This is a genomic window from Magnetofaba australis IT-1 (assembly GCF_002109495.1).
Classification (GTDB): domain Bacteria; phylum Pseudomonadota; class Magnetococcia; order Magnetococcales; family Magnetococcaceae; genus Magnetofaba; species Magnetofaba australis.
This window is the reverse complement of the sequence record NZ_LVJN01000020.1, coordinates 105,001-125,147: the sequence shown is the minus strand read 5'-3', so window position 1 is coordinate 125,147 and position 20,147 is coordinate 105,001. Positions and strand designations below refer to the sequence as shown.

Sequence of the window (20,147 nt, the reverse complement as noted above, 5' to 3'; positions counted from 1 at the left end):
CCCAAGGTTTGGCTTTTGCTCTGAAGGGAGTTTGAGGGCATAGCCCTCAATATCTTTCATTATCATCAACCAAACCTCGCACCGTTCGATTCAACCCCGCCGGAGAGTGGGGCGCGCGTGCTGATTACGCGCACATCAGCCTGCTGATGCGGCATGACGCTGCGTCTGTGGGCGATCATTTAACGAGGTTCGCATCATGATCTGGTTCGATTACGCCCTGCTGTTTATCTTTGGCGCGGCGCTGCTGATGGCCTACAATCGCGGCGCGATCCGCGAGGCGGCGGCGCTGGGCGGATGGGTCATCGCCTTTGCCCTGACCACCTTTTTATCGGGTCCGGCGGCGGCGCATCTGGCCGACTACATCGCCGATCCCCTTATCTTGCGCGCGGTGGCTCTGTTCGGCGTGCTGATGATCTCCCTGTTGCTCACGGCGGGGATCAGCTATCTTCTGCAACGACTGCGCGACAGCGGCCGGTTGACGTGGAAAGCGCGCACGTTGGGGATGAGCTTGTCTCTGGTTCGTGCTATAGTCATCATCATCGTCGGCATCACCGCATCGATTCCCTTTGGCGGCCCGCCGCAGGAGATGCTGCGCCGTTCGGTGCTGGCCAAGCCGTTTGTGGACGGCGCGCTGTTTTTGGCCGAGCATCAACCGGTGGATTCCGCCCTGCGTCCCAGCGATAATGGTCGCGAACGGCTGCATGTGGATGGCTCCGCGCCCTCCCCCTGGCGACTGTCTCGGCCGTTTGGCGAAGCGCCTGAAGCCGAAGCGGCGCAACCCACAGCGGCGGACAATCGCCGCTTGGAGCGCCTGATGCGCGAGTTGAACCGTAACTGAACACGCCCTGGCCCCAACAGAGGGTCATGCGCGTGACGTCCAATCCCGGAAACGGCCCTTGTGGGCCGTTTCCGGGATTGGACGTTATGGGCGCGCCCAGCTGCAGAGGGTCGATCCATTGGAACCGCTGCTTGACGATGACCATTTTCACGATGAGTGCGGCGTTTTTGGCGTGTACAACCACTCCGAAGCGGCCAATCTGGTCTATCTGGGGCTCTACGCCCTGCAACATCGCGGACAGGAGGCGGCGGGCATCGTCTCGGTGGATGACCGCATCTTCCACGTCTCGCGCGGTTCGGGACTGGTGGCGGACATCTTCAAAGCGCGGGAGATGGAGCGCCTGAAGGGGCGTCAATCCATCGGTCACGTGCGCTACTCCACCGCCGGCGGCAGCATCAACGTGCGCAACCGCCAACCCCTGGTGGTGGACTCCGCCGACGGCGGTCTGGCCTTCGCCCACAACGGCAATCTGGTCAACGGCGTGGAGATGCGCCGCATGCTCGAACGCCGCGGCTCCATCTTTCAATCCACCATGGACACCGAGGTGATCGTTCACCTCACCGCCCTGTCGCGCAAACAGACCTTCCCCGAACGGCTGGTCGAAGCGCTGAAACAGGTGCGCGGCGCCTACGCCCTGACCGCCATGGATGAGAACCTCATCATCGGCGTGCGCGACCCCAGCGGCTTCCGTCCGCTGTGTCTGGGTAAAATCGGCGACGACTGCTGGATTCTCTCTTCGGAAACCTGTGCGCTGGATCTGATCGAAGCGGAGTTCGTGCGCGACGTGGAGCCCGGCGAGATGGTGGTGATCGGCCCCAACGGGCTGGAGTCCTACTTCCCGTTCGAGAAGAAGGCGCGCTCACTGTGCGTGTTCGAGTTCATCTACTTCGCCCGTCCCGACTCCACCATCGACGGCATCAGCGTATATGAAGCGCGCAAGCGCATCGGCGCGGCGCTGGCGCGGGAGAACCCGGTGGAGGCCGATGTGGTGGTGCCGGTGCCCGACTCCGGCGTGGCCGCGGCCATGGGCTATGCGCAGGAGTCCGGCATTCCGTTTGAGCTGGGCATCATCCGCAACCACTATGTGGGGCGCACCTTCATTGAGCCCGAGCAGAAGATCCGCCACTTTGGCGTGAAGATCAAACTCAACGCCAACCCCATGGCGCTCAAGGGCAAACGGGTGATTCTGGTGGACGACTCGGTGGTGCGCGGCACCACCAGCCGCAAAATCGTCAAGATGGTGCGCGCCGCCGGGGCCAAAGAGGTGCACATGCGCATCTCCTCGCCGCCCACCGCCTACCCCTGCTACTACGGCATCGACACCCCCACCCGCGCCGAGTTGCTGGCCTCCTCCCACAGCGTGGAGGAGATGTGCCAACACATCACCGCTGATTCGCTGCAGTTCATCACCCTGCCGGGGCTGTATCAAGCGGTCAACGGCGGGCCGCCGGAGAGCTTCTGCGACGCCTGCTTCTCCGGCGACTACCCGATCCCCTTCTCCGCCCACGACGAGGGCGGGCAGTTGACCCTGTTGCAGGAAGCCTAAACGCGCTTGCGCGGCGTTGTCAGATCGTCCAATCGTGGTTACGCACCACAATGGCGAAGCGGTCTGACAGCGCCGCCAGCTCCGCACTGTGCAGCGCCTGCGCGCTCACCACCCCGCCCTCGCCATCGGGCAGATCCCGCGTGGCGCACGCATTGGCCTCAATAGTGGTCAAAAATCCATGATCCAACGCCGCCCGCGTGGTGGCGCTCACGCACATGTGAGTCATCAACCCCGCCACAATGATCTGATCCCGTCCGGTGGCTTTGAGCGCCGCCCCCAATTGCGTCCCGGCAAAGGAGTTGGGCAGCGGTTTTTCAATCACCGTCTCGCCGACGCGCGGCGCCAGCGCATCGACGATCTGGCCGCCATGGGCGCTGCGATCGAACAACGCCCCCCCTTCGATGCTGTGGGCGATGTGGAAGATCGGCGCGCCCGCAGCGCGGGCGGCGGCCAACATCCCCTCGGCGCAGGCCAGCGCCGCCGCGCCATCAGGCAGCGTCAGCGGTCCGGCGAAGTAATCATTCTGAAAGTCGATCAACACCAGACTGGCGTTGGCGAAGTCGGCGGGCGGCGGGGTTCCGCCAGTCAGTTCAAACAGCGTTTTCGGTTCGCTCATGGGAGATCTCCTGGGTTGGAATGGACTCTCCCTGTGTTATAGCGTGCGCAGCATGTTGCAGAATAGCCGGAATTATGCCGCCATTGGCTGCAAAAACGCAGGATTTAATGTAATCTTAAGCTATGCGAAAAAACCGCACAAAACGGCCAATGTTTGCGTGACGCGGGGTGAGCTTGCGCTGACTCTTGGCCGCCGACTGGTCGGCGGCGGGATTCTTAAGGGTTTATAGTCGCTTGAATTCAGAATGACACATATCCAAACACGCAATGTTTGCGTGACGTAGGCCCGGCTTGCACTGACTCTTGGCCGCCGACTGGTCGGCGGCGGGGTCTGGGGGCCGCGCCCCCAGCGGGTGTGGGCGGAGCCCACGGTGTGGCTGTTGGTCTTGGGAGCTCGAGGGCGCAGCCCTCGATATCTTCCAGCGCCCATATGTTCACTTTTGGATGCTAGCGACTATATGACCCTTAAGCGGGGTGTGGGGCGGCGCCCACGATTCGGCAGGATTGCCGAATCGGACTCGCGATAGCGAGCCCGAAGGGTGAGGGCCATGGATGGCCCGAATCACGGTTTGGCTTGTGAATTTGGGAGCTCGAGGGCGCAGCCCTCGATATCTTCTCGCTTCAACCGTCTCTTTCTGTTTTGCGACGACTCTATGAACTGGGATGATTTGCGAATCGCACTGGCGGTGGCGCAGGCGGGCTCGTACGCCCGCGCCGCCCAGCGTTTGCGCCTGGATGAGACCACCGTGGCGCGGCGCATCAAGCGGCTGGAGCGCGCGCTGGGCTATGCGCTGTTCGACGCCGTAGACGCCAAACGGCGTCCCACGCCGCGCGGGCAGGAGATGCTGGCCCAGGCGGCGATCATGGCGCGCTGCGCCCAGGCGGTGGAGAGCGTGGAGGCGGATGGACTGGCCATCACAGGCCGCGTGCGACTGTCGGCCACGCCGACCATCGCCGAACAGGTGCTGGCGCCCGCGTTGGATGCGCTATTGACCACCCATCCCGGCCTGATCCTGACCCTGGAGAGCGCCAACGCCAACGCCGATTTTGCGCGCTGGGAGACCGATTTCGCCATCCGATTGGGACGCCCGCAACGGGGCAATTTCACCATGCGCAAACTGGGCGAGGCGGGTTTCTGCCTGATTCGCCCTCAGCGCGCGCCGCGCCCGGGCGACTACCTGTGCGCCTATCCGCCGGAGCTGGCGCAAACGCCGGAGATGCAGGCGTTACAGGGGATGTCGGAACTCCCTCCCGCGCGACTACAAACCGCCGATTTGAATGTGATTGATCGCGCCCTGGGCGGCGGACGCGCCAGCGCGATTCTGCCGCAGGCGTTTGCGCGCAAATGGGAAACTGACCCGAACATGACGGTGGAAGCGTTAGCGATTCGGCGTGAGGCGTGGCTGCTGGCGCAGCCGCATCTGCGCGATGAGCCGCGCGGGCGGGTGGTGAGTCAGTGGATTGTTGAGAGTTTCCATCAGTCGGATTTTCTGACGTCCGATAATATTGTTGAGAAATCTGAAAATTGAATACGCCAAGCTGCATTGCTATCGCCATGCAGAACCAAAATTGCACAGAACGACCGATGTTTGCGTGACACAGGTGAAGCTTGCGCTGACTATTGGCCGCCGACTGGTCGGCGGCGGGGTCTGGGGGCCGCGCCCCCAGCAGGGTGTGGGGCGGACCCACGATTCGGCAGGAATGCCGAATCGGACTCGCGCAGCGAGCCCGTAGGGTGAGGGCCATGGATGGCCCGAATCACGGTTTGGCGTTTGACCTTGGGAGCTCGAGGGCGCAGCCCTCGATATCCTCCATCGTCAAAACCACCAAGATCCAACTTTGTCTCGCGCCACTTTGGCGATTACGGCCCCGACCACGCCCCGCCCATGGCTTCGCTGGCGAAGTTCTCAAAGCGGGTGTGTTCATTGAGGAAGGTGAGCATCACCGTGCCGGTGGGACCATTCCGCTGTTTGGCCACAATCAACTCGGCGCGCCCTTTCAGATCCGGGTTGTCCTGCTTGTAGTACTCCTCGCGGAACACGAACATCACCACGTCGGCGTCCTGTTCGATGGAGCCTGATTCACGCAGGTCCGAGAGGATGGGGCGCTTGTCGGTGCGACTCTCCACCGTCCGCGACAGCTGCGACAGGGAGATCACCGGCACATTCAGCTCTTTGGCGATGGCCTTCAAACCCTGACTGATCTGCGAAATCTCCAACACCCGGTTATCCACATTGGTGGCGCCGCGCATGAGCTGCAGATAGTCCACCACAATCAGCTTGATGCCGCGCTCGCGCTTGAGACGCCGACACTTGGCGCGCATCGCCGTGATGCTCACTGCGGGCGTATCGTCGATGTAGATGGGGGCCTTGGCCAGACGGTCGGCGGCCTCGGTGAGCTTCTGGTAGTCATCCCCCTGCATGTGGCCGGTGCGCAGGCGCTGGGCGTCGATGCGCGACTCCGAGGCCAGCAGACGCATCACCAACTGTTCCTTGGACATCTCCAGGGAGAACACCGCCACCGGCTCCTCATGATCCAGCGCGGCGTTGGCGGCGATGTTCATGGCCAGCGCGGTCTTGCCCATGGCCGGACGTCCGGCCAGAATCAGCAGGTCCGACGGCTGCAATCCGGCCAGCTTCTTATCCAGATCGAGGAAGCCGGTGGACACGCCGGTGACCGAGCGCGAATCGTCCATCAACGCTTCGACCTTCTCGAACACCGCCGGCAGCACATCCTTGACGCCATGATAACTGGCGCGGCGGGTGCTGGAGCCCTCGGAGACCTGGAAGATGCGCTGTTCGGCCTCGTCGAGCACATCCTCCACGCGGCGGTCGCCCGCCTGCACCTGCTCAACAATGCTCACCGCCTCCGCCGACAGCGCGCGCAGAATCGATTTGTCGTGCACCAAACGCGCATAGGATTTGGCGTTGGCGGCGGTGGGCACGGTGTTGAGGATCTCCGCCAGATAGGCGGGACCGCCCACCCCCTCCAGCTCGCCGCTCTTCTCCAAACGATCCTTGAGCAGCACCACATCCACCACTTCGCCGCGCTCGAACGACTCCAGCATGGAGGCGAAGATCACCTTATGCGCCCCCATGTAAAAGTCATCCGGCGTGAGCAGGTCGGCGATCTGGTCCATCACGCCGTTGTCCAGCATGATCGCCCCCAGCACCGACTGCTCGGCCTCCCGCGACCACGCCGGACGGCGCGGCGGCGCGTCGGGGTCGTTGGCGGCGCCGTCGAAAGTGTTCAGCTGGGCGGGTGCTTCGCTCATGGGTTTCTCACGAACTGGTTATGCGCTAGTGTTGAGGCGCGAAAGATCCGGGCTGATAAACGTCTCATTGAACCATCAAACCGCTTGACCCGCTATGGCTGACGACAATAAGAAAGCTGATAAGTCGCACCCCCATCATGGCCATCGCGAACGCTTGCGCAAACGCTTTCTGCTCGAGGGTCTGGACGGCTTTGAGGATCATCAAGCGCTGGAGCTGGCGCTGTTCACCGCCCTGCCGCGCCGCGATACCAATGTCATCGCCCATGCGCTGCTCAAACGGTTCGGTAGCTTTGCCGCGGTGCTGGACGCCGACCCCGGCGATCTGGCCAGCGTGGAGGGGATGGGCCAGGGCGCGGCGGCGTTTTTGAGCCTGATCCCGGCGCTCACGCGGCGCTATCTGCACGATAAGGCAACCCATGACAAAGCGCGTCTGGATCAACCTGAAGCCGCCGCCAAAATCCTCGTTCCCATGATGGCCGGACGCACCGAAGAGGTGTTTTACGTGCTGTGTCTGGATACGCAGAATCGGCTGCTGTTTCCCGCCCTGATCTCCGAAGGCACGGTCAAACAGACCGCCGTGCATCCGCGCCAGGTGGTCGAAGAGGTGGTGCGCCACCGCGCCGCCAGCGTCATCCTCTCCCACAACCACCCCTCGGGCGCGGCCAAACCCTCCAAGGATGACATCAGCCTCACCGCGCGGCTGCATCGGGTGCTGGAGGGGATCGAGGTGCGCCTGCTCGACCACGTCATCGTGGCCGGCGAGAGCAGCTACAGCTTTGCCCAGAACGGCATGCTGCCCCGCGCCGACGGCCTGCGGCGACTGTAATCCCCGCCGCCGGACGCCTATTCCGCTTCGTCTTGCAGCAGGTCGCGCGGCGGCAGCTCCGGCTTGCTCAACATCAGCGGCTCGATGGGACGGCCATTAAGCAGCGCGTCCAACTTATTCGCCAGCGCATGTTCGGGATCGATTTTCAGCGCCGCATCCACATGCCGCTGCGCACTCTGGCGATCGCCCAGACGCGCCAGCGCCAACGCAACCTCGGTCTGGATATTGGCGTCCTCTGGCGCTTGATCCAATAGCGGCGTCAGCAGCCCCAGCGCCTCGCGCGGCGCCTTCACCCGGTTCATCAAGCGCCCCAGATGGTAGGGCGGCAGGATGGAATCCGGCATCTCCTTATGCGCCTGGCGCAGATGCGGCAACGCCTCCATATAACGCCCGGACATGGCCAGGGTGATGCCCAGACGCAAACGCGCCATGGAGAGCGTGGGATCCTCCTTGAGCGCCTGCTCCAGCAGCGCCACGGCGTCGTCGGTGTGGCCCACACAACCCAACTCGCCCGCGACCTTATCGCGCATGCGCGCCGGTTCGTCGGCGTACTGAATCGCTTTGTCGAAGTGCTCGCGCGCCTGCTCCTCGCGCTTCATTTTCATCAGCATGCGGCCAAACGCCAGATGCGCCTCATCAAACGGTTCATACAGCGCAACGGCGCGCTCGAACTCGGGGACCGCCTCGTCATAGCGTTTTTGTGAACGCAGATCCTGCGCCAGCAGATAGTGCAGCCACGGGTTGCCCGGCGTGGCGGCGATGGAGCGGCGCACGATGGTCTCATTATCGCGCCAGGCGCTGGCCTGGTCCCACGCCAGTCCGCCGCACAGCGTTAACGCCGCTGCGCTAACCGCCGCCGCCGCGCGCGGGCCCCAGCTCCAGCGCGCCGCCAGCGCTTGCAGACTCAGCACAATGGCCACAAACAGGCCGATGTGCGGCAGATAGACAAAGCGATCGGCATAGGCTTGCGCCCCCGCCTGATTGAGGCCGATCACCGGGAGCAGCGTCCCCACAAACCACAACCACCCCATCAGCGCCCACGGCGCGCGGCGGCGCAGCAGATAGGCGGCCACAGTCACCGCCGCCAACAGCGCCGCCGCGCCGCTCCAGAGCCACAGCGCGTGTTTGCCCGGGTGGGCGTAGTAGAAGGAGAGGTCCAGCGGCAGGAAGGTGAGTTTCAAATACGCCGCGTAGGCAACGAAGGCGTGCTGCGCGCGATAGATCAAAGGCAGCGACTCAAAGCTCATGGCCGCCTTCTGGTCGATGGCCAGCAGCAGCATCAGAATCGAGTAGGCCGCCGCCAGCAGCCACAGCGGCCACTTTTGCCAGATGACGCGCCACAGCGACTCGCGGGCGAAGCGGCCATAGGGCCAGCCATCCAGCAGAACCAGCAGCGCGGGTAGCGTCACCGCCATAGGCTTGGCCATCAGCGCCAGGGCGTAAAACAGCGCCGTTCCGCGCAGCGCAGGCGGCGCGCTGGCGTCGGCGCGCGCGCGCAGGGCGTGGTCATACGCCAGCAGCGCCATTAGCGCAAACGCCAAAAACAGCACGTCCTTACGCTCGGCCACCCAAGCCACCGACTCCACATGCAGCGGGTGCAGGGCGAACAGTCCGACAATCACCCCCGCCGCGCCCACTCCCACGCCCCAGCGTTTGAGCAGCAGCAGCAACAGCACCCCATTGACCGCGTGCCACAGCAGATTGTGCCAGTGGTAGCCCCCCGCATCGAGGCCAAACAGCTCGCCATCGAGCATGAACGAGAGCCAGGTCAGCGGCAGCCAGTGGCCAAAGTGGGCGTCGGCAAACGCCCACACGATCCCCGCCCAACTGAAGCCCTGGTTGACCATGGGGTTCTTGGTCACATAGGGGCTGTCGTCCATGGCGACGAAATCGGCGCCGCCCAACTGGCCATACACCGCCAACAACGCCGCCAGCATCCCCCCCACAATGAGCAGAAACCGGGAGCGCGACCAGCCGTCCGCAGCGGCGTCGTTCACTGGAACGCCTCGAAGGTGGCGATGTGCTGCAGCCATTTGCGATAGGAGTAGATGATGCGGTCTTTGGCGATGACGTGGTTGACCACATCGCGCAGCGCCTCGCTGGCGGCGGCGGCGGCGTAGTGATCGTTGCGACTGAGCAGCGGTTTGCCGTCGATACGCACGGCGTAGGCGTCGGGCCAAGTGATGATGTCCCATTCGTCGGCGGCGACCAGAATATGGTGCCTGTCGCCGTACTGTTTGCGCAACCAGCGCGCTTTGGCGGGAATCAGTTTGGCTTCGCTCACCGGCACCAGAACCGCTTTGGGGTAGCGTTTGCGCGCCAAATTCAACGCCACGGAACCTTTCACCGCGACGATTTTCACATGCGGTCGGTTCAACTGCTCATGGCGGGTCAACTGCTCGGCGTCCTCCACCTGAAAGCTGGCTAACCCCTGGCCGGTAAAAAAGTAGGGGTCCGACAGCCACGTCCGCACAGCGCGCTCGGGCGTTCTGACGATGCGGGCAATGGCGATGTCGGCAATGCCAAAGCGGATGGCCGCCAACGCCTCCTCAGCGCTGGTCACGGGAGTAAAGCGCGCTTCGCGACCCAACTCCCGCGCCACACTGCGGGCAAAATCGATGGCCGCGCCGCGCCACTGGCCGTTGGCGTTGCGCGCGCTGATGCTGGGCTGCTTGTCGCGCACCGCCACACGCAGGATATGCGCGCTCTCAAACAGCTCCTCCACCGACTGCGCCGCCGGGCCGTCATGGGGAATCAGACGCGCTTCAATGGTCACACAGCGGCGGTGGTGCGTCAGTCCCGCATCGCGCATATCGCCAATGCGGTACGCCCCGCCGCGCTTTTGCGCCAGTGCGAACAGCGCCTGCCGTACGCTCACGCGCATCGTATCGTCGGTTTTATCGTGGGCGTCGTAGTAGAGCGCTTCACACCCTTGGGTGTGGACCACCCCCACGCCATTGGCGTCCCACTCCGCCATCACCTGATCCACGGTGGCCTCGAACATGGGCGGCGCCATGCGCCACACCGCCACGGCCAACCCCACTGCAAGCGCCAGGATGAGGGCGATCAGCGCCGTATCTGGAGGCTTGTGGCGGGCGGGTTCACTCATGCGGCGATCATCATCTGTAGTTGGGATTGTCCACGCACTGGGCGTGGCGCGGCGCAGCGGCGCGTTGACACCCCGCTAGAGTGGCATAGTCGCAAGCCAACTTCCAGCGTTCGGCCAGACAGAAACGCGCCGCACCGGTGGGCGCAGGCAGCGCCGCCGGGTTGAGCACGCAGTCGCCCTGTCCCACGCCCAACGCCGCGCGGCACGCCTCCATGGTGGCGTAGAGGCAGTTGCGGCCAGAGAAATCCACCGAGCAGTAGAGCCCTTCGGCGGCCTGTGCACTGGGGCTCATGGCCAACAAACCGACCACAAGCAATACAACAGCGACTCCCCGCCGGGCGCGCATCACGCGGCTCCGTTGGCGGCGATGTAGGCCACCGCCTCAATCTCCACCTTGGCCCCTTTGGGCAGCGCCGCAACCTCCACTGTGGCGCGCGCCGGATAGGGCTGCTGGAAGAACTTGGCGTAAACCGCGTTAACCTCGCCGAAGGCGGCCAGATCGGTCAGGAAAATGGTGGTTTTAACCACGCAACTGAAGTCGCCGCCCGCCGCTTCCAGCACGCCGCGCAGATTCTGCATCACCCGTTCGGCCTGGGCGGAGATATCGCCTTCCACCATCTCGCCGGTGGCCGGATCCAGCGGGATTTGACCGGACATATAGAGCCACGGTCCCACCGCCGCCGCTTGGCTGTAGGGCCCGATGGCTTGCGGGGCGTTGTCGGTGGCGATGGCGCGACGACTGCTCATGGCGTTTCTCCTGCTCAGTGACGGGGCCTGTGGAATTGGGAAACTCACGATTCCCGACAAACAGGCTTTTAGAGATTGGTGACGGATGGGAGGCAAAAAGTCGCGGGCATCGCCCGCACCGCAAACCGAATCAGCCGCTGCGCAAGCGGCTCACGCCCTGCACGCCATCCAGATGGCGCAACGCGGCAATAACCTTGTCCAACTGCTTTTGACCGGTGACCTCCACCTCAAGAAGTATCACACAGGGGTCGCGTTCACGATCCTGAAAGTGGACATCGAGCAAATTGCCGTCGCACTCGGTGATGGCCTGACTGATGGGGGTGAGCACCCCGCGCCGGTTGTGCGCCAGCGCCTGAATGCGCGAGGTAAACGAACCATCCAGACTTTCGTTCCAAGCGATATCCCCAAGCCAACGCTCGGGGCGGTCAGCCAGCGCCTTGAGATTGCCGCAGTCCACCCGGTGCAGAATGATGCCGCGCCCGGTGGAGATGACGCCAACGATCTCATCCCCTGGCACCGGTCCACAACAACGCGCCGCGCTCACCGCCAGCCCCTCCAGGGCGCCGGTGAGTTGCAATTCGTCCTTTTTGCGCCGCACCCCCGAGCGCGCTGCGCCGCCGCGCGGCTTGGAGATCGACTCCGGCGGCTTTTTATCACGCTGGAGTTTGTCGGCGTACTCCGGGCACATACGCGCCACCACCGCGGTGGGCGAGATCATCCCTGCGCCCACCATATAGGTGAGATCCTCCGGCGATTCAGCATGAAAGCAGTTGATCACCCGCTGCAGCTGTTTGTCGTTGACGCTCACCCCCTGGCCAGCCTTACGCGCCTCACGCTCCAGCAGCTCGCGACCCAGATTGGTGTCCTGATCGCGCTGTTGCAGCTTAAGCCAGCGGGTGATGCGCTGGCGCGCGCGCGGGGTGACGACGAAATTGAGCCAGCCGCTGTTGGGATTGCGCTCGCGGGAGGTGATCACCTCCACCCGGTCGCCGGTCTGCAGGGTGGATTTGAGCGGCGCCATGCGGCCATTGATGCGCGCGCCCTGGCAATGATCGCCCACCTGGGAGTGCACCGCGTAGGCGAAGTCCACCGGCGTGGCGTTCTTGGGCAGCGTGATGATTTTGCCCTGGGGGGTGAAGACATAGATCTCATCAGGGAACAGATCCACCTTGATCTGCTCCAGGAACGAACTGGGGCCCTGGCCGCTCTGGTGGCGCTCCAATTGATCCTTGAGCCAGGCGTAGCCGGTGGCGCGACCGCGACCGGGATCGTTCTCCGCCAACTCGCCGCCCGCGCCCTTATAGCTCCAGTGCGCCGCCACCCCGCTCTCGGCCACCTGGTGCATCTGTTCGGTGCGGATCTGAATCTCGATGCGGTTGCCGAAGGGACCGAACACCACCGTGTGCAGCGACTGATAACCATTGCGCTTGGGCAGGGCGATATAGTCCTTGAAGCGGCCGGGGATGGGTTTGAATTCGCTGTGGATCATGCCCAAAGCGCGGTAGCAGTCCTCCTGCGAACGCACGATGATGCGGTAGGCGATCAGATCGTACATCTCCTCCAGGTCAGTCTGCTTGCGCTGGATCTTGGTCCACACCGAGTAGAGGTGCTTCTCACGCCCCTTCACGCGCCCCACCACGCTGTGTTCGGCCAGTTTACGCTGCAGGATGCGCACCACCTTGCCCACCACGTTGGCCCCGCCCAGACGGCGCTGGGTGACCAGATTCTTCATCTGCGCATATTCGCTGGGCCACAGCAGTTGGAAGGCCAGATCCTCCACTTCGCTCTTGACCCAGTAGACCCCCAGACGGTGGGCGATGGGGGCGAACAGATCGAGGGATTCGGCGGCCAGATCGACCCCGCCGGAGGTGGGCCGCGCCACCGCTGCGCGCAACGCCTGCAGGGTCAGCGCCAGCCGGGTGAGAATCACGCGGATATCCTGGGACAGCGCCAGGATCATCTTGCGCAGATTCTCCAGTTGGCTATCGTCGCGGGGGGTCTGTCCGCCCAGACAGGCGATGCGGAACACGCCATTGGCCAGGAAGGCCACATCGGAGCCAAACGTCTCTTCGATGGCGTCGGCGTCAACCAGGTTGAGCCGCATGGGCAGGATCAGCGCCCCCGCCGCCACGGAAGCGCCGTCCAAACGCAGATTGGCCATGATCCCGGCCAGGGTGACGGGATCGGCGGGGGGCGGCGGTGGGTAGGACGGATCGGCGGGCCAGTTCAACTGCGCCAAAAACGCGGGCAGCCGAGCCAGCAGTTGCTGGTCGGCTGGCGTGAGATAGGCGCTGAGCGTTTGAAACGCCCCATCCCATCCCGCTGCTCTGGCTTCGCCCCCCATTGGATCAGTCGAGTTCACGCAGTGGCGCGCTCTGGCTGTGCGCTCTTCTGACTGGAGCGCTTGTTGACGCCGACGCGCCTGCGCAAGACCCCTTAAGCGGGTTCGTCGCCTTCAGCCGCCGGGGGAGCGGCGGGAGCGGCGGCGGCGTCTTCGCCGTTGTCATTGGCGGCGCCCTGGTCAGCCATCTCCTGGATCACGCCGGGAACCTGGCTATCCTGCGCCATCAGGTTGGCCAACTCCGGATTGATCTCGTCGCCGGTGGCCTCCTCGGGCCCCTCCTCTTCCTCTTCGAAGATGCGCAGCTCTTCCACATCCACCGATTCGGCGGCGATCTCGCGCAGCGCCAGCACGGTGTTCTTATCGCGTTCGGTGGGAACCGTGGGATCGGCGCCCTTGGCCAACTGACGGGCGCGTTTGGCGGCCAGAATCACCAGCTCAAAGCGGTTGGGAACGGCGGCAATGCAATCATCAACAGTCACGCGAGCCATAATTCACCTTACTTGCAGTCCACCGCCTCATCGGCGGTTGGTTAACCGCGTCGGGGCCCCGACGCAGAAGAGTTACTGATCAAAATCGCTCATCATCGCATCCATCACCGGAGCCATGCGCGATTTTTTCAGACGTTCCGCCTGCACAATGGCGATCAGCTCCGCCTTGGCGGCCTCCAGATCGTCATTGATGATGACGTAATCATATTCGCCCCAATGGGACATCTCCGCAGCGGCGGCGGCCATACGTTTGGCGATCACCTCTTCGCTGTCGGTCTTACGACCCGCCAAGCGGTCATGCAACACCGTCTTGGAGGGCGGTGCAATAAACACACTGACATGATCGCCCGCCGCGCCGGATTGGTCCATATTGCGCCGCACCTGCTGGGCGCCCTGCCAATCGATATCCAGCAGCACGATTTTGCCCTCTTGCAGCCCTTCGAGCACTTTATCGGCGCTGGTGCCGTAGTAGTTGCCAAACACTTCGGCCCACTCCAGGAACCGCCCCTGCTCCACCGCCTGCTGGAAGCTCTCCACCGCTTCGAACCAGTAGTCCACCCCATTGGCTTCGCCCGGGCGCGGGCCGCGCGTGGTGGTGGAGACCGACAACATGACCTGATCGTCCGCCGCCATCAAATGCCGCGCCAAGGTGCTCTTGCCCGCGCCGGAGGGGGCGGAGAGGATCAAGGCGAATCCGCGACGGCTCTGGCTCATGGCGTGGCCTCCTGGCTATTCGGCGCTGCCGCCTGCGCGGCTTATGCTCGGTGTTGACCTCAGCCGCCCACTGCGGCGTTGGCTTGTTCTACTGCAGATTCTGCACCTGCTCGCGGATCTTCTCGATCACAACCTTCAGGTCCACCCCCATTTTGGAGATCTCCGGATCCTGCGGTTTCGAGCAGAGCGTATTGGCCTCGCGGTTGAGCTCCTGACACAGGAAGTCGAGTCGCCGTCCAATGGGCTCATCGCTCTCCAGAGTTTGCGTCATCTCTTCGCGATGCACCCGCAAACGGTCCAGCTCCTCGGAGACATCCACCCGGTTGAGCAGAAACACCACCTCCTGCGCCAGACGGGTCTCATCCACCCCCACCTGACCGCCCAGCTCAGCCAGACGTTCGCGCAGCCGGGTTTCGGTGCGCTGGCGCACTTCCGGCAGTCGTTGTCGCACCTGCTCTTCAAATTCGGCGATACGGCCCAGCAGCTCACGCAGCACGCTGACCAGCGCATCGCCCTCGCGACGACGGAACCCTTCCAGCGTCTCACACGCGCTGTCGAATACCGACAGGGCGGCCCTATTGCGTTGCGCCAGCTGCTCTTCAGAAAGCTCGGGACGGCGTTCGCTCACCACCCCGGGCCAACTGAGCAGACGACTGGCGCTGGTGTAACCGCGCGCGGCGTCATGCCCGGCGATATGCAGCGCCTCGGCCTCCACACGAATCAGTTTGCCCAGCAGGTCGGCGTTGAGACTCAACTCACCGGCCTCAGGCGCTTCGCTGCGCACATGCAGGGAGACATCCACCTGCCCACGCGCAAAGCGCTCTTTGAGCCGTTTGCGCAACTCCGGCTCCAGCTCACTGAGGGAGTCCGGCAGCCGAAACGAGATCTCCAGATAGCGCTGGTTCACCGAACGCAGGCGCCAAGCGTAGCGCACCCCTTCGATCACCGCTTCCGCGCGGCCCAGTCCGGTCATGCTTTGCGCCATAAAATCCTCGAAACGATTCGCTCTGAAAATAACCTGATCTGCGCATCCCGCGTAAATGACGAAGGGGGCGCGTCAGCCAATGCCGCGCGCCCCCCTGATGCGCCAGTCGCCGAACAGCGACTCCCGATGCCGGGAGTTTAGCTGTGGATGGCGTCGTACTTGGCTTGCAGCTCTTCGGGCGACTCTTCGTGATCGGGGTCGGGCACAATGCACTCGACGGGGCAGACGGCCACGCACTGCGCTTCGTCGAAGGCGCCCACGCACTCAGAGCACAGATCCGAGTGGATGAAGTAGATGTCCTTATCCACGTCGGAGCCGTCCGTGATCGCCTCGTTGGGGCACTCGGGCAGGCAGACGTCGCAGTTGGTGCAATCTTCGTTGATCAACAGAGCCATTACGAAATCCTCCTAATCAGGTCCTCCGCTAAGGGAGGGATACCTCTCCAGCACACACGCTGAGAGGGTGACGGTAGCTAGCATGATCCAAAACGCATCACGCGGAGTCTCTTGGTTTAGCGCTTGGCCAGCATAACCGCGTATAGAAAACATGTCGAGCCCCTTTTCGTCAAGACTTTATAGGGCGCCCGACGTGTTGCGATCCTTATGGGAACAGGGCCACCGTCTCCAACCCAGTGGTCTCCTCCCAGCCCATGGCCAGGTTGAGGTTCTGCGTCGCCTGACCGGAGGAGCCTTTGACCAGATTGTCGATCACGCTGATCACCAACATCCAACCGGTGCGGTGGTCCATATCGACGGAGATGCGCACGCCATTGGCGCCGCGCACGTCACTGGTGGCGGGATTAACGCCCGCAGGCAGAATGTCCACAAAAGGCTCATCGGCGTAGGCTTGACGCAGGAGTTCGCGCGCCGCCTCGGCGTCTCCTTCACCTATCGGCTTCACATAACAGGTCGAGAGAATGCCCCGCGACTGCGGCAACAGATGCGGCGTAAACCGGACCGTCAACTCCCGTCCCGCCGCTTCAGAGAGCGCCTGCTCCATCTCCGCCGTATGCCGGTGCTTGCCTACCTTATAAGCCTTAAAGCCCTCATTGAGCTCAGACAGCATCACCCCCTGCGAAGGAGAACGCCCGGCGCCGGAGACGCCGGATTTGCAATCGGCGATGATGCCCTCGGCTTCAATGGCGCCCGCCTTGACCAGCGGATAGAGCGGCACAATCACCGAGGTGGGGTAGCACCCCGGACAGGCGATCAGCTTCTGACCACGAATCTGCTCCCGATAGAGCTCAGGCAGCCCATAAACCGCCTCCGCAAGCAGTTGCGGCGCGATGTGAGGGGTCTCATACCACTCCTCGTAGGTGGCCGCGCTTTTGAGGCGGAAATCCGCCGATAGGTCGATTACCGTACAGCCACGCTCCAGCAGACGTGGAACGACGGACATGGAGGTCTTATGGGGCAGCGCGCAAAAGACGATCTGCGCCGCATCAGCCGCAGCGTCGGCGTCCATGGCGCTGAGAATCAAACTCCCCGCGCGCCCCAAATGCGGGTAGATAGCGTTCCACGGTTTGCCGGCAAATCGCTCGGAGCTGGCGTAGACCACCTCAACATGAGGATGATTGGCGAGGATTCTCGCCAGTTCGCCGCCGGTGTAGCCAGAGGCGCCCAGTATCGCGACAGGCTGTTTCATGGTCCATCTCTCACAGTGCATAATAAAAAAGGGGAGCCAGTTGGCTCCCCTTTTCGTAACCCATGCGGGTAGGCCGCATCAACGCTTGGAGAACTGAGTGCTCTTACGCGCTTTGTGACGACCGTACTTCTTACGTTCCACCGCACGCGAGTCACGGGTCAGGAAGCCCGCTTTCTTCAGCGCGCCGCGCAGGGTTTCGTCATAGTCCACCAGAGCGCGGGAGATGCCATGCTTAATAGCGCCCGCCTGGCCGGAGATGCCGCCGCCGCGGACATTCACAACGACGTCGAACTTGTCGGTCATCTCGGTCACGGCGAAGGGCTGACGCACGACCATGCGCAAAACAGCGCGGCCGAAGTAATCGTCCAGGGACTTTTTATTGATGGTCACCTGACCGGAACCGCCTTTGATGCGCACCCGCGCCACAGACTCTTTGCGGCGACCGGTCGCGGTGTAGATTTCAGCGCTCATGGTTCACTCTCTCTTTTTCAGCTGTGGTCACAGGGACAGTTCAATGGGGTTCTGAGCATTATGCGGATGCTCGGCGCCCTTGTAGATCTTCAGCTTGCGGAACATCTCACGGCCCATTTTGCCCTTGGGCATCATGCCGCGCACCGCATGCTCAATCACCCGCTCAGGGAACTTACCCGACAGCTGTTTGCCCGCGGTGATGGACTTGAGACCACCCGGGTGACGGCTGTGGGAGTAGTACACCTTGTCCGACAGCTTGTTGCCGGTCAAGGCGACTTTCTCGGCATTGACCACAATGATGTAGTCGCCGGTGTCGATGAACGGGGTGTAGATCGCCTTGTGCTTGCCGCGCAAGCGCATGGCGATTTGGGTGGCGAGACGGCCCAGGGTCTTGCCCTCGGCGTCCACCACATACCATTTGCGTTCAATGGTTTTGGGCGTGGCCACGAAAGTCTTCACGTCGGTCCCCTATCAGCCCGTAGCGGGCGCCGCGCCAATCAGCGCGCGGGGCGCGTCTGTGGCGTTGCCATACACAAAGGCTGGAGCGAATGGTTTCGCTCCAGCCCAAGGAATACTGCTATATGATTTTATAAAGCGTCCTGGCGGTGACCTACTTTCCCACGTCTTAAGACGCAGTATCATCGGCGCAGAGGGGCTTAACGGTCGAGTTCGGAATGGGATCGTGTGTGACACCCTCGCCATGGCCACCAGGACGCTTTATGCATGATCCTCTAAGCGAGGAATCCTGGACAATTGGGGGGAATGGGTTTGCGACGTATGGGGGCTTTTGCGAGAGAAGTCAATGGACCGATTAGTACAGGTAAGCTGCATGCGTCACCGCACTTCCACACCCTGCCTATCAACGTGGTGGTCTTCCACGGGTCTCATAGGGAGAATTCATCTTGAGGTGGGTTTCCCGCTTAGATGCTTTCAGCGGTTATCCCTTCCGTGCGTAGCTACCCGGCGATGCCCTTGGCAGAACAACCGGCACACCAGAGGCACGTCCACTCCGGTCCTCTCGTACTAGGAGCAGATCCTCTCAATTCTCCAAACGCCCACGGCAGATAGGGACCGAACTGTCTCACGACGTTCTGAACCCAGCTCGCGTACCGCTTTAATTGGCGAACAGCCAAACCCTTGGGACCGACTACAGCCCCAGGATGCGATGAGCCGACATCGAGGTGCCAAACCTCCCCGTCGATGTGAACTCTTGGGGGAGATCAGCCTGTTATCCCCGGAGTACCTTTTATCCGTTGAGCGACGGCCCTTCCACTCGGAACCGCCGGATCACTAAGGCCGACTTTCGTCCCTGCTCGACTTGTCAGTCTCACAGTCAGGCTCGCTTATGCCTTTACACTCTACGGTTGATTTCCGACCAACCTGAGCGAACCATCGCGCGCCTCCGTTACTGTTTGGGAGGCGACCGCCCCAGTCAAACTACCCACCATACACTGTCCCTAGCCCGGATAACGGGCCGAGGTTAGACGCCAAAAACAATCAGGGTGGTATTTCAAGGTTGGCTCCACGAATGCTGGCGCAATCGCTTCAAAGCCTCCCACCTATCCTACACAAACTGTTTCTAGCGCCAATGTAAAGCTATAGTAAAGGTTCACGGGGTCTTTCCGTCTTGCCGCGGGTATGCTGCATCTTCACAGCAACTTCAATTTCGCTGAGTCTCGGGTAGAGACAGTGGGGAAATCGTTACGCCATTCGTGCAGGTCGGAACTTACCCGACAAGGAATTTCGCTACCTTAGGACCGTTATAGTTACGGCCGCCGTTTACCGGGGCTTCGATTCAAAGCGCTAACCTCTCCTCTTAACCTTCCGGCACCGGGCAGGCGTCAGACCCTATACGTCGTCTTGCGACTTCGCAGAGTCCTGTGTTTTTGGTAAACAGTCGCTCCCCCCCTGGTCACTGCGGCCCTCCGCCGCTCCAAGAGCAAGTCTTTTCACAGCAAAGGGCGCCCCTTCTCCCGAAGTTACGGGGCCATTTTGCCGAGTTCCTTTACCCGAGTTCTCTCACTCGCCTTGGGATTCTCACCCTGCCCACCTGTGTTGGTTTGGGGTACGGTCACACATGAACTGAAGCTTAGAGACTTTTCTTGGAAGCATAGGATCAATCACTTCGCCTAAAGCGGCTCGTCATCACGCCTGAGCATTAACCGGACGGATTTGCCTATCCAGTCTGCCTGCACGCTTGACCCGGGACAACCAACGCCCGGTAGATCTACCTTTCTCCGTCCTCCCATCGCATTCATGCGTGGTCCCGGAATTTTGACCGGGTTCCCATCGACTACGCATCGTATGCCTCGTCTTAGGGGCCGACTAACCCTGCGCGGAATAGCCTTGCGCAGGAAACCTTGGGCTTTCGGCGAGAAGGATTCTCACCTTCTTAATCGCTACTCATGTCAGCATTCTCACTTCTGATACCTCCACCACTCCTCACGGTATGGCTTCACAGGCTTACAGAACGCTCTCCTACCATATCCTTACGGATATCCGCAGCTTCGGTGGGTGTTTTAAGCCCCGTTATATTTTCGGCGCAA

General features: G+C 62.5%; 18 protein-coding genes and 2 rRNA genes (1 of these 20 running past the window's edge). 4 read left to right on the top strand and 16 right to left on the bottom strand.

Annotated features, from left to right (window positions below; genetic code table 11):
* Nucleotides 1-196 precede the first annotated feature (196 nt).
* Together MAIT1_RS12835 and purF are read left to right on the top strand one after the other, a co-directional pair.
* Nucleotides 197-838, top strand: coding sequence for a CvpA family protein (locus tag MAIT1_RS12835; protein WP_085442895.1), 642 nt, complete (start codon nucleotides 197-199; stop codon nucleotides 836-838).
* Between the two features lie 118 nt (nucleotides 839-956).
* On the top strand, nucleotides 957-2,384 hold the full coding sequence (gene purF / locus MAIT1_RS12830; protein ID WP_241893477.1) for an amidophosphoribosyltransferase: 1,428 nt from the start codon (nucleotides 957-959) through the stop codon (nucleotides 2,382-2,384).
* Nucleotides 2,385-2,403: 19 nt separating this feature from the next.
* Here purF and MAIT1_RS12825 read toward each other — a convergent pair whose 3' ends face one another.
* Nucleotides 2,404-3,000, bottom strand: coding sequence for a cysteine hydrolase family protein (locus tag MAIT1_RS12825; protein ID WP_085442894.1), 597 nt, complete (start codon nucleotides 2,998-3,000; stop codon nucleotides 2,404-2,406).
* Nucleotides 3,001-3,652: 652 nt separating this feature from the next.
* Here MAIT1_RS12825 and MAIT1_RS12820 point away from each other — a divergent pair.
* Complete coding sequence (locus MAIT1_RS12820) at nucleotides 3,653-4,528, top strand: LysR family transcriptional regulator (protein WP_158089476.1); 876 nt, start codon at nucleotides 3,653-3,655, stop codon at nucleotides 4,526-4,528.
* A 332-nt stretch (nucleotides 4,529-4,860) separates the two neighbouring features.
* Here the strand turns inward: MAIT1_RS12820 and dnaB are convergent, their stop codons facing one another.
* The gene (dnaB, locus tag MAIT1_RS12815) at nucleotides 4,861-6,273 is read right to left on the bottom strand and encodes a replicative DNA helicase (protein ID WP_085442892.1); all 1,413 of its coding nucleotides are present in this window, start codon (nucleotides 6,271-6,273) and stop codon (nucleotides 4,861-4,863) included.
* A gap of 94 nt (nucleotides 6,274-6,367) precedes the next feature.
* Between dnaB and radC the strand changes: the two genes are divergently transcribed.
* Nucleotides 6,368-7,099, top strand: a complete 732-nt coding sequence (radC, locus tag MAIT1_RS12810; protein WP_085442891.1) for a RadC family protein — start codon at nucleotides 6,368-6,370, stop codon at nucleotides 7,097-7,099.
* Between the two features lie 17 nt (nucleotides 7,100-7,116).
* On the opposite strand, the gene MAIT1_RS12805 is transcribed toward radC, so the two are convergent.
* The 14 genes from MAIT1_RS12805 to MAIT1_RS12740 all read right to left on the bottom strand — a co-directional run.
* Nucleotides 7,117-9,096, bottom strand: a complete 1,980-nt coding sequence (locus MAIT1_RS12805) for a tetratricopeptide repeat protein (RefSeq protein WP_085442890.1) — start codon at nucleotides 9,094-9,096, stop codon at nucleotides 7,117-7,119.
* Nucleotides 9,093-10,208 (bottom strand): substrate-binding periplasmic protein, encoded by a 1,116-nt coding sequence (locus MAIT1_RS12800; RefSeq protein WP_085442889.1) that lies wholly within the window; start codon nucleotides 10,206-10,208, stop codon nucleotides 9,093-9,095. Before MAIT1_RS12800 ends, MAIT1_RS12805 begins: the two co-directional genes overlap by 4 nt.
* Before the next feature lie 10 nt (nucleotides 10,209-10,218).
* Complete coding sequence (locus MAIT1_RS12795) at nucleotides 10,219-10,500, bottom strand: hypothetical protein (RefSeq protein WP_158089475.1); 282 nt, start codon at nucleotides 10,498-10,500, stop codon at nucleotides 10,219-10,221.
* A gap of 53 nt (nucleotides 10,501-10,553) precedes the next feature.
* Nucleotides 10,554-10,955 carry a RidA family protein gene (locus tag MAIT1_RS12790; protein ID WP_085442887.1) on the bottom strand — a complete coding sequence of 134 codons (402 nt, stop codon included), beginning with the start codon at nucleotides 10,953-10,955 and terminating at the stop codon, nucleotides 10,554-10,556.
* 130 nt (nucleotides 10,956-11,085) lie between these two features.
* On the bottom strand, nucleotides 11,086-13,317 hold the full coding sequence (locus tag MAIT1_RS12785; protein ID WP_143814827.1) for a RelA/SpoT family protein: 2,232 nt from the start codon (nucleotides 13,315-13,317) through the stop codon (nucleotides 11,086-11,088).
* A 74-nt stretch (nucleotides 13,318-13,391) separates the two neighbouring features.
* Nucleotides 13,392-13,778: a DNA-directed RNA polymerase subunit omega gene (gene rpoZ, locus MAIT1_RS22585; RefSeq protein ID WP_414673642.1), complete on the bottom strand. Its 387-nt coding sequence runs from the start codon at nucleotides 13,776-13,778 to the stop codon at nucleotides 13,392-13,394.
* An 81-nt stretch (nucleotides 13,779-13,859) separates the two neighbouring features.
* The gene (gmk, locus tag MAIT1_RS12775; protein ID WP_085442884.1) at nucleotides 13,860-14,501 is read right to left on the bottom strand and encodes a guanylate kinase; all 642 of its coding nucleotides are present in this window, start codon (nucleotides 14,499-14,501) and stop codon (nucleotides 13,860-13,862) included.
* Between the two features lie 88 nt (nucleotides 14,502-14,589).
* Complete coding sequence (locus MAIT1_RS12770; protein ID WP_158089474.1) at nucleotides 14,590-15,474, bottom strand: YicC/YloC family endoribonuclease; 885 nt, start codon at nucleotides 15,472-15,474, stop codon at nucleotides 14,590-14,592.
* Between the two features lie 149 nt (nucleotides 15,475-15,623).
* Nucleotides 15,624-15,881 carry a YfhL family 4Fe-4S dicluster ferredoxin gene (locus MAIT1_RS12765; RefSeq protein ID WP_085442828.1) on the bottom strand — a complete coding sequence of 86 codons (258 nt, stop codon included), beginning with the start codon at nucleotides 15,879-15,881 and terminating at the stop codon, nucleotides 15,624-15,626.
* Nucleotides 15,882-16,086: 205 nt separating this feature from the next.
* Nucleotides 16,087-17,130, bottom strand: coding sequence for an N-acetyl-gamma-glutamyl-phosphate reductase (argC, locus tag MAIT1_RS12760; protein ID WP_085442809.1), 1,044 nt, complete (start codon nucleotides 17,128-17,130; stop codon nucleotides 16,087-16,089).
* A 78-nt stretch (nucleotides 17,131-17,208) separates the two neighbouring features.
* Nucleotides 17,209-17,601: a 30S ribosomal protein S9 gene (gene rpsI / locus MAIT1_RS12755; RefSeq protein ID WP_085442777.1), complete on the bottom strand. Its 393-nt coding sequence runs from the start codon at nucleotides 17,599-17,601 to the stop codon at nucleotides 17,209-17,211.
* Nucleotides 17,602-17,628: 27 nt separating this feature from the next.
* On the bottom strand, nucleotides 17,629-18,060 hold the full coding sequence (gene rplM, locus MAIT1_RS12750) for a 50S ribosomal protein L13 (protein WP_085442773.1): 432 nt from the start codon (nucleotides 18,058-18,060) through the stop codon (nucleotides 17,629-17,631).
* Nucleotides 18,061-18,198: 138 nt separating this feature from the next.
* Nucleotides 18,199-18,313: ribosomal RNA gene (rrf, locus tag MAIT1_RS12745) — 5S ribosomal RNA — on the bottom strand.
* A 78-nt stretch (nucleotides 18,314-18,391) separates the two neighbouring features.
* Nucleotides 18,392-20,147 (bottom strand): 23S ribosomal RNA (locus MAIT1_RS12740); it runs 1,117 nt beyond the window's last position.

Coding starts and splice junctions, on each gene's coding strand:
- MAIT1_RS12835 (WP_085442895.1), top strand. CDS start 197: ATGATCTGGTTCGATTACGCCCTGCTGTTTATCTTTGGCGCGGCGCTG.
- MAIT1_RS12825 (WP_085442894.1), bottom strand. CDS start 3,000: ATGAGCGAACCGAAAACGCTGTTTGAACTGACTGGCGGAACCCCGCCG.
- MAIT1_RS12820 (WP_158089476.1), top strand. CDS start 3,653: ATGAACTGGGATGATTTGCGAATCGCACTGGCGGTGGCGCAGGCGGGC.
- dnaB (WP_085442892.1), bottom strand. CDS start 6,273: ATGAGCGAAGCACCCGCCCAGCTGAACACTTTCGACGGCGCCGCCAAC.
- radC (WP_085442891.1), top strand. CDS start 6,368: ATGGCTGACGACAATAAGAAAGCTGATAAGTCGCACCCCCATCATGGC.
- MAIT1_RS12800 (WP_085442889.1), bottom strand. CDS start 10,208: ATGAGTGAACCCGCCCGCCACAAGCCTCCAGATACGGCGCTGATCGCC.
- MAIT1_RS12795 (WP_158089475.1), bottom strand. CDS start 10,500: ATGAGCCCCAGTGCACAGGCCGCCGAAGGGCTCTACTGCTCGGTGGAT.
- MAIT1_RS12790 (WP_085442887.1), bottom strand. CDS start 10,955: ATGAGCAGTCGTCGCGCCATCGCCACCGACAACGCCCCGCAAGCCATC.
- gmk (WP_085442884.1), bottom strand. CDS start 14,501: ATGAGCCAGAGCCGTCGCGGATTCGCCTTGATCCTCTCCGCCCCCTCC.
- MAIT1_RS12770 (WP_158089474.1), bottom strand. CDS start 15,474: ATGACCGGACTGGGCCGCGCGGAAGCGGTGATCGAAGGGGTGCGCTAC.
- MAIT1_RS12765 (WP_085442828.1), bottom strand. CDS start 15,881: ATGGCTCTGTTGATCAACGAAGATTGCACCAACTGCGACGTCTGCCTG.
- argC (WP_085442809.1), bottom strand. CDS start 17,130: ATGAAACAGCCTGTCGCGATACTGGGCGCCTCTGGCTACACCGGCGGC.
- rpsI (WP_085442777.1), bottom strand. CDS start 17,601: ATGAGCGCTGAAATCTACACCGCGACCGGTCGCCGCAAAGAGTCTGTG.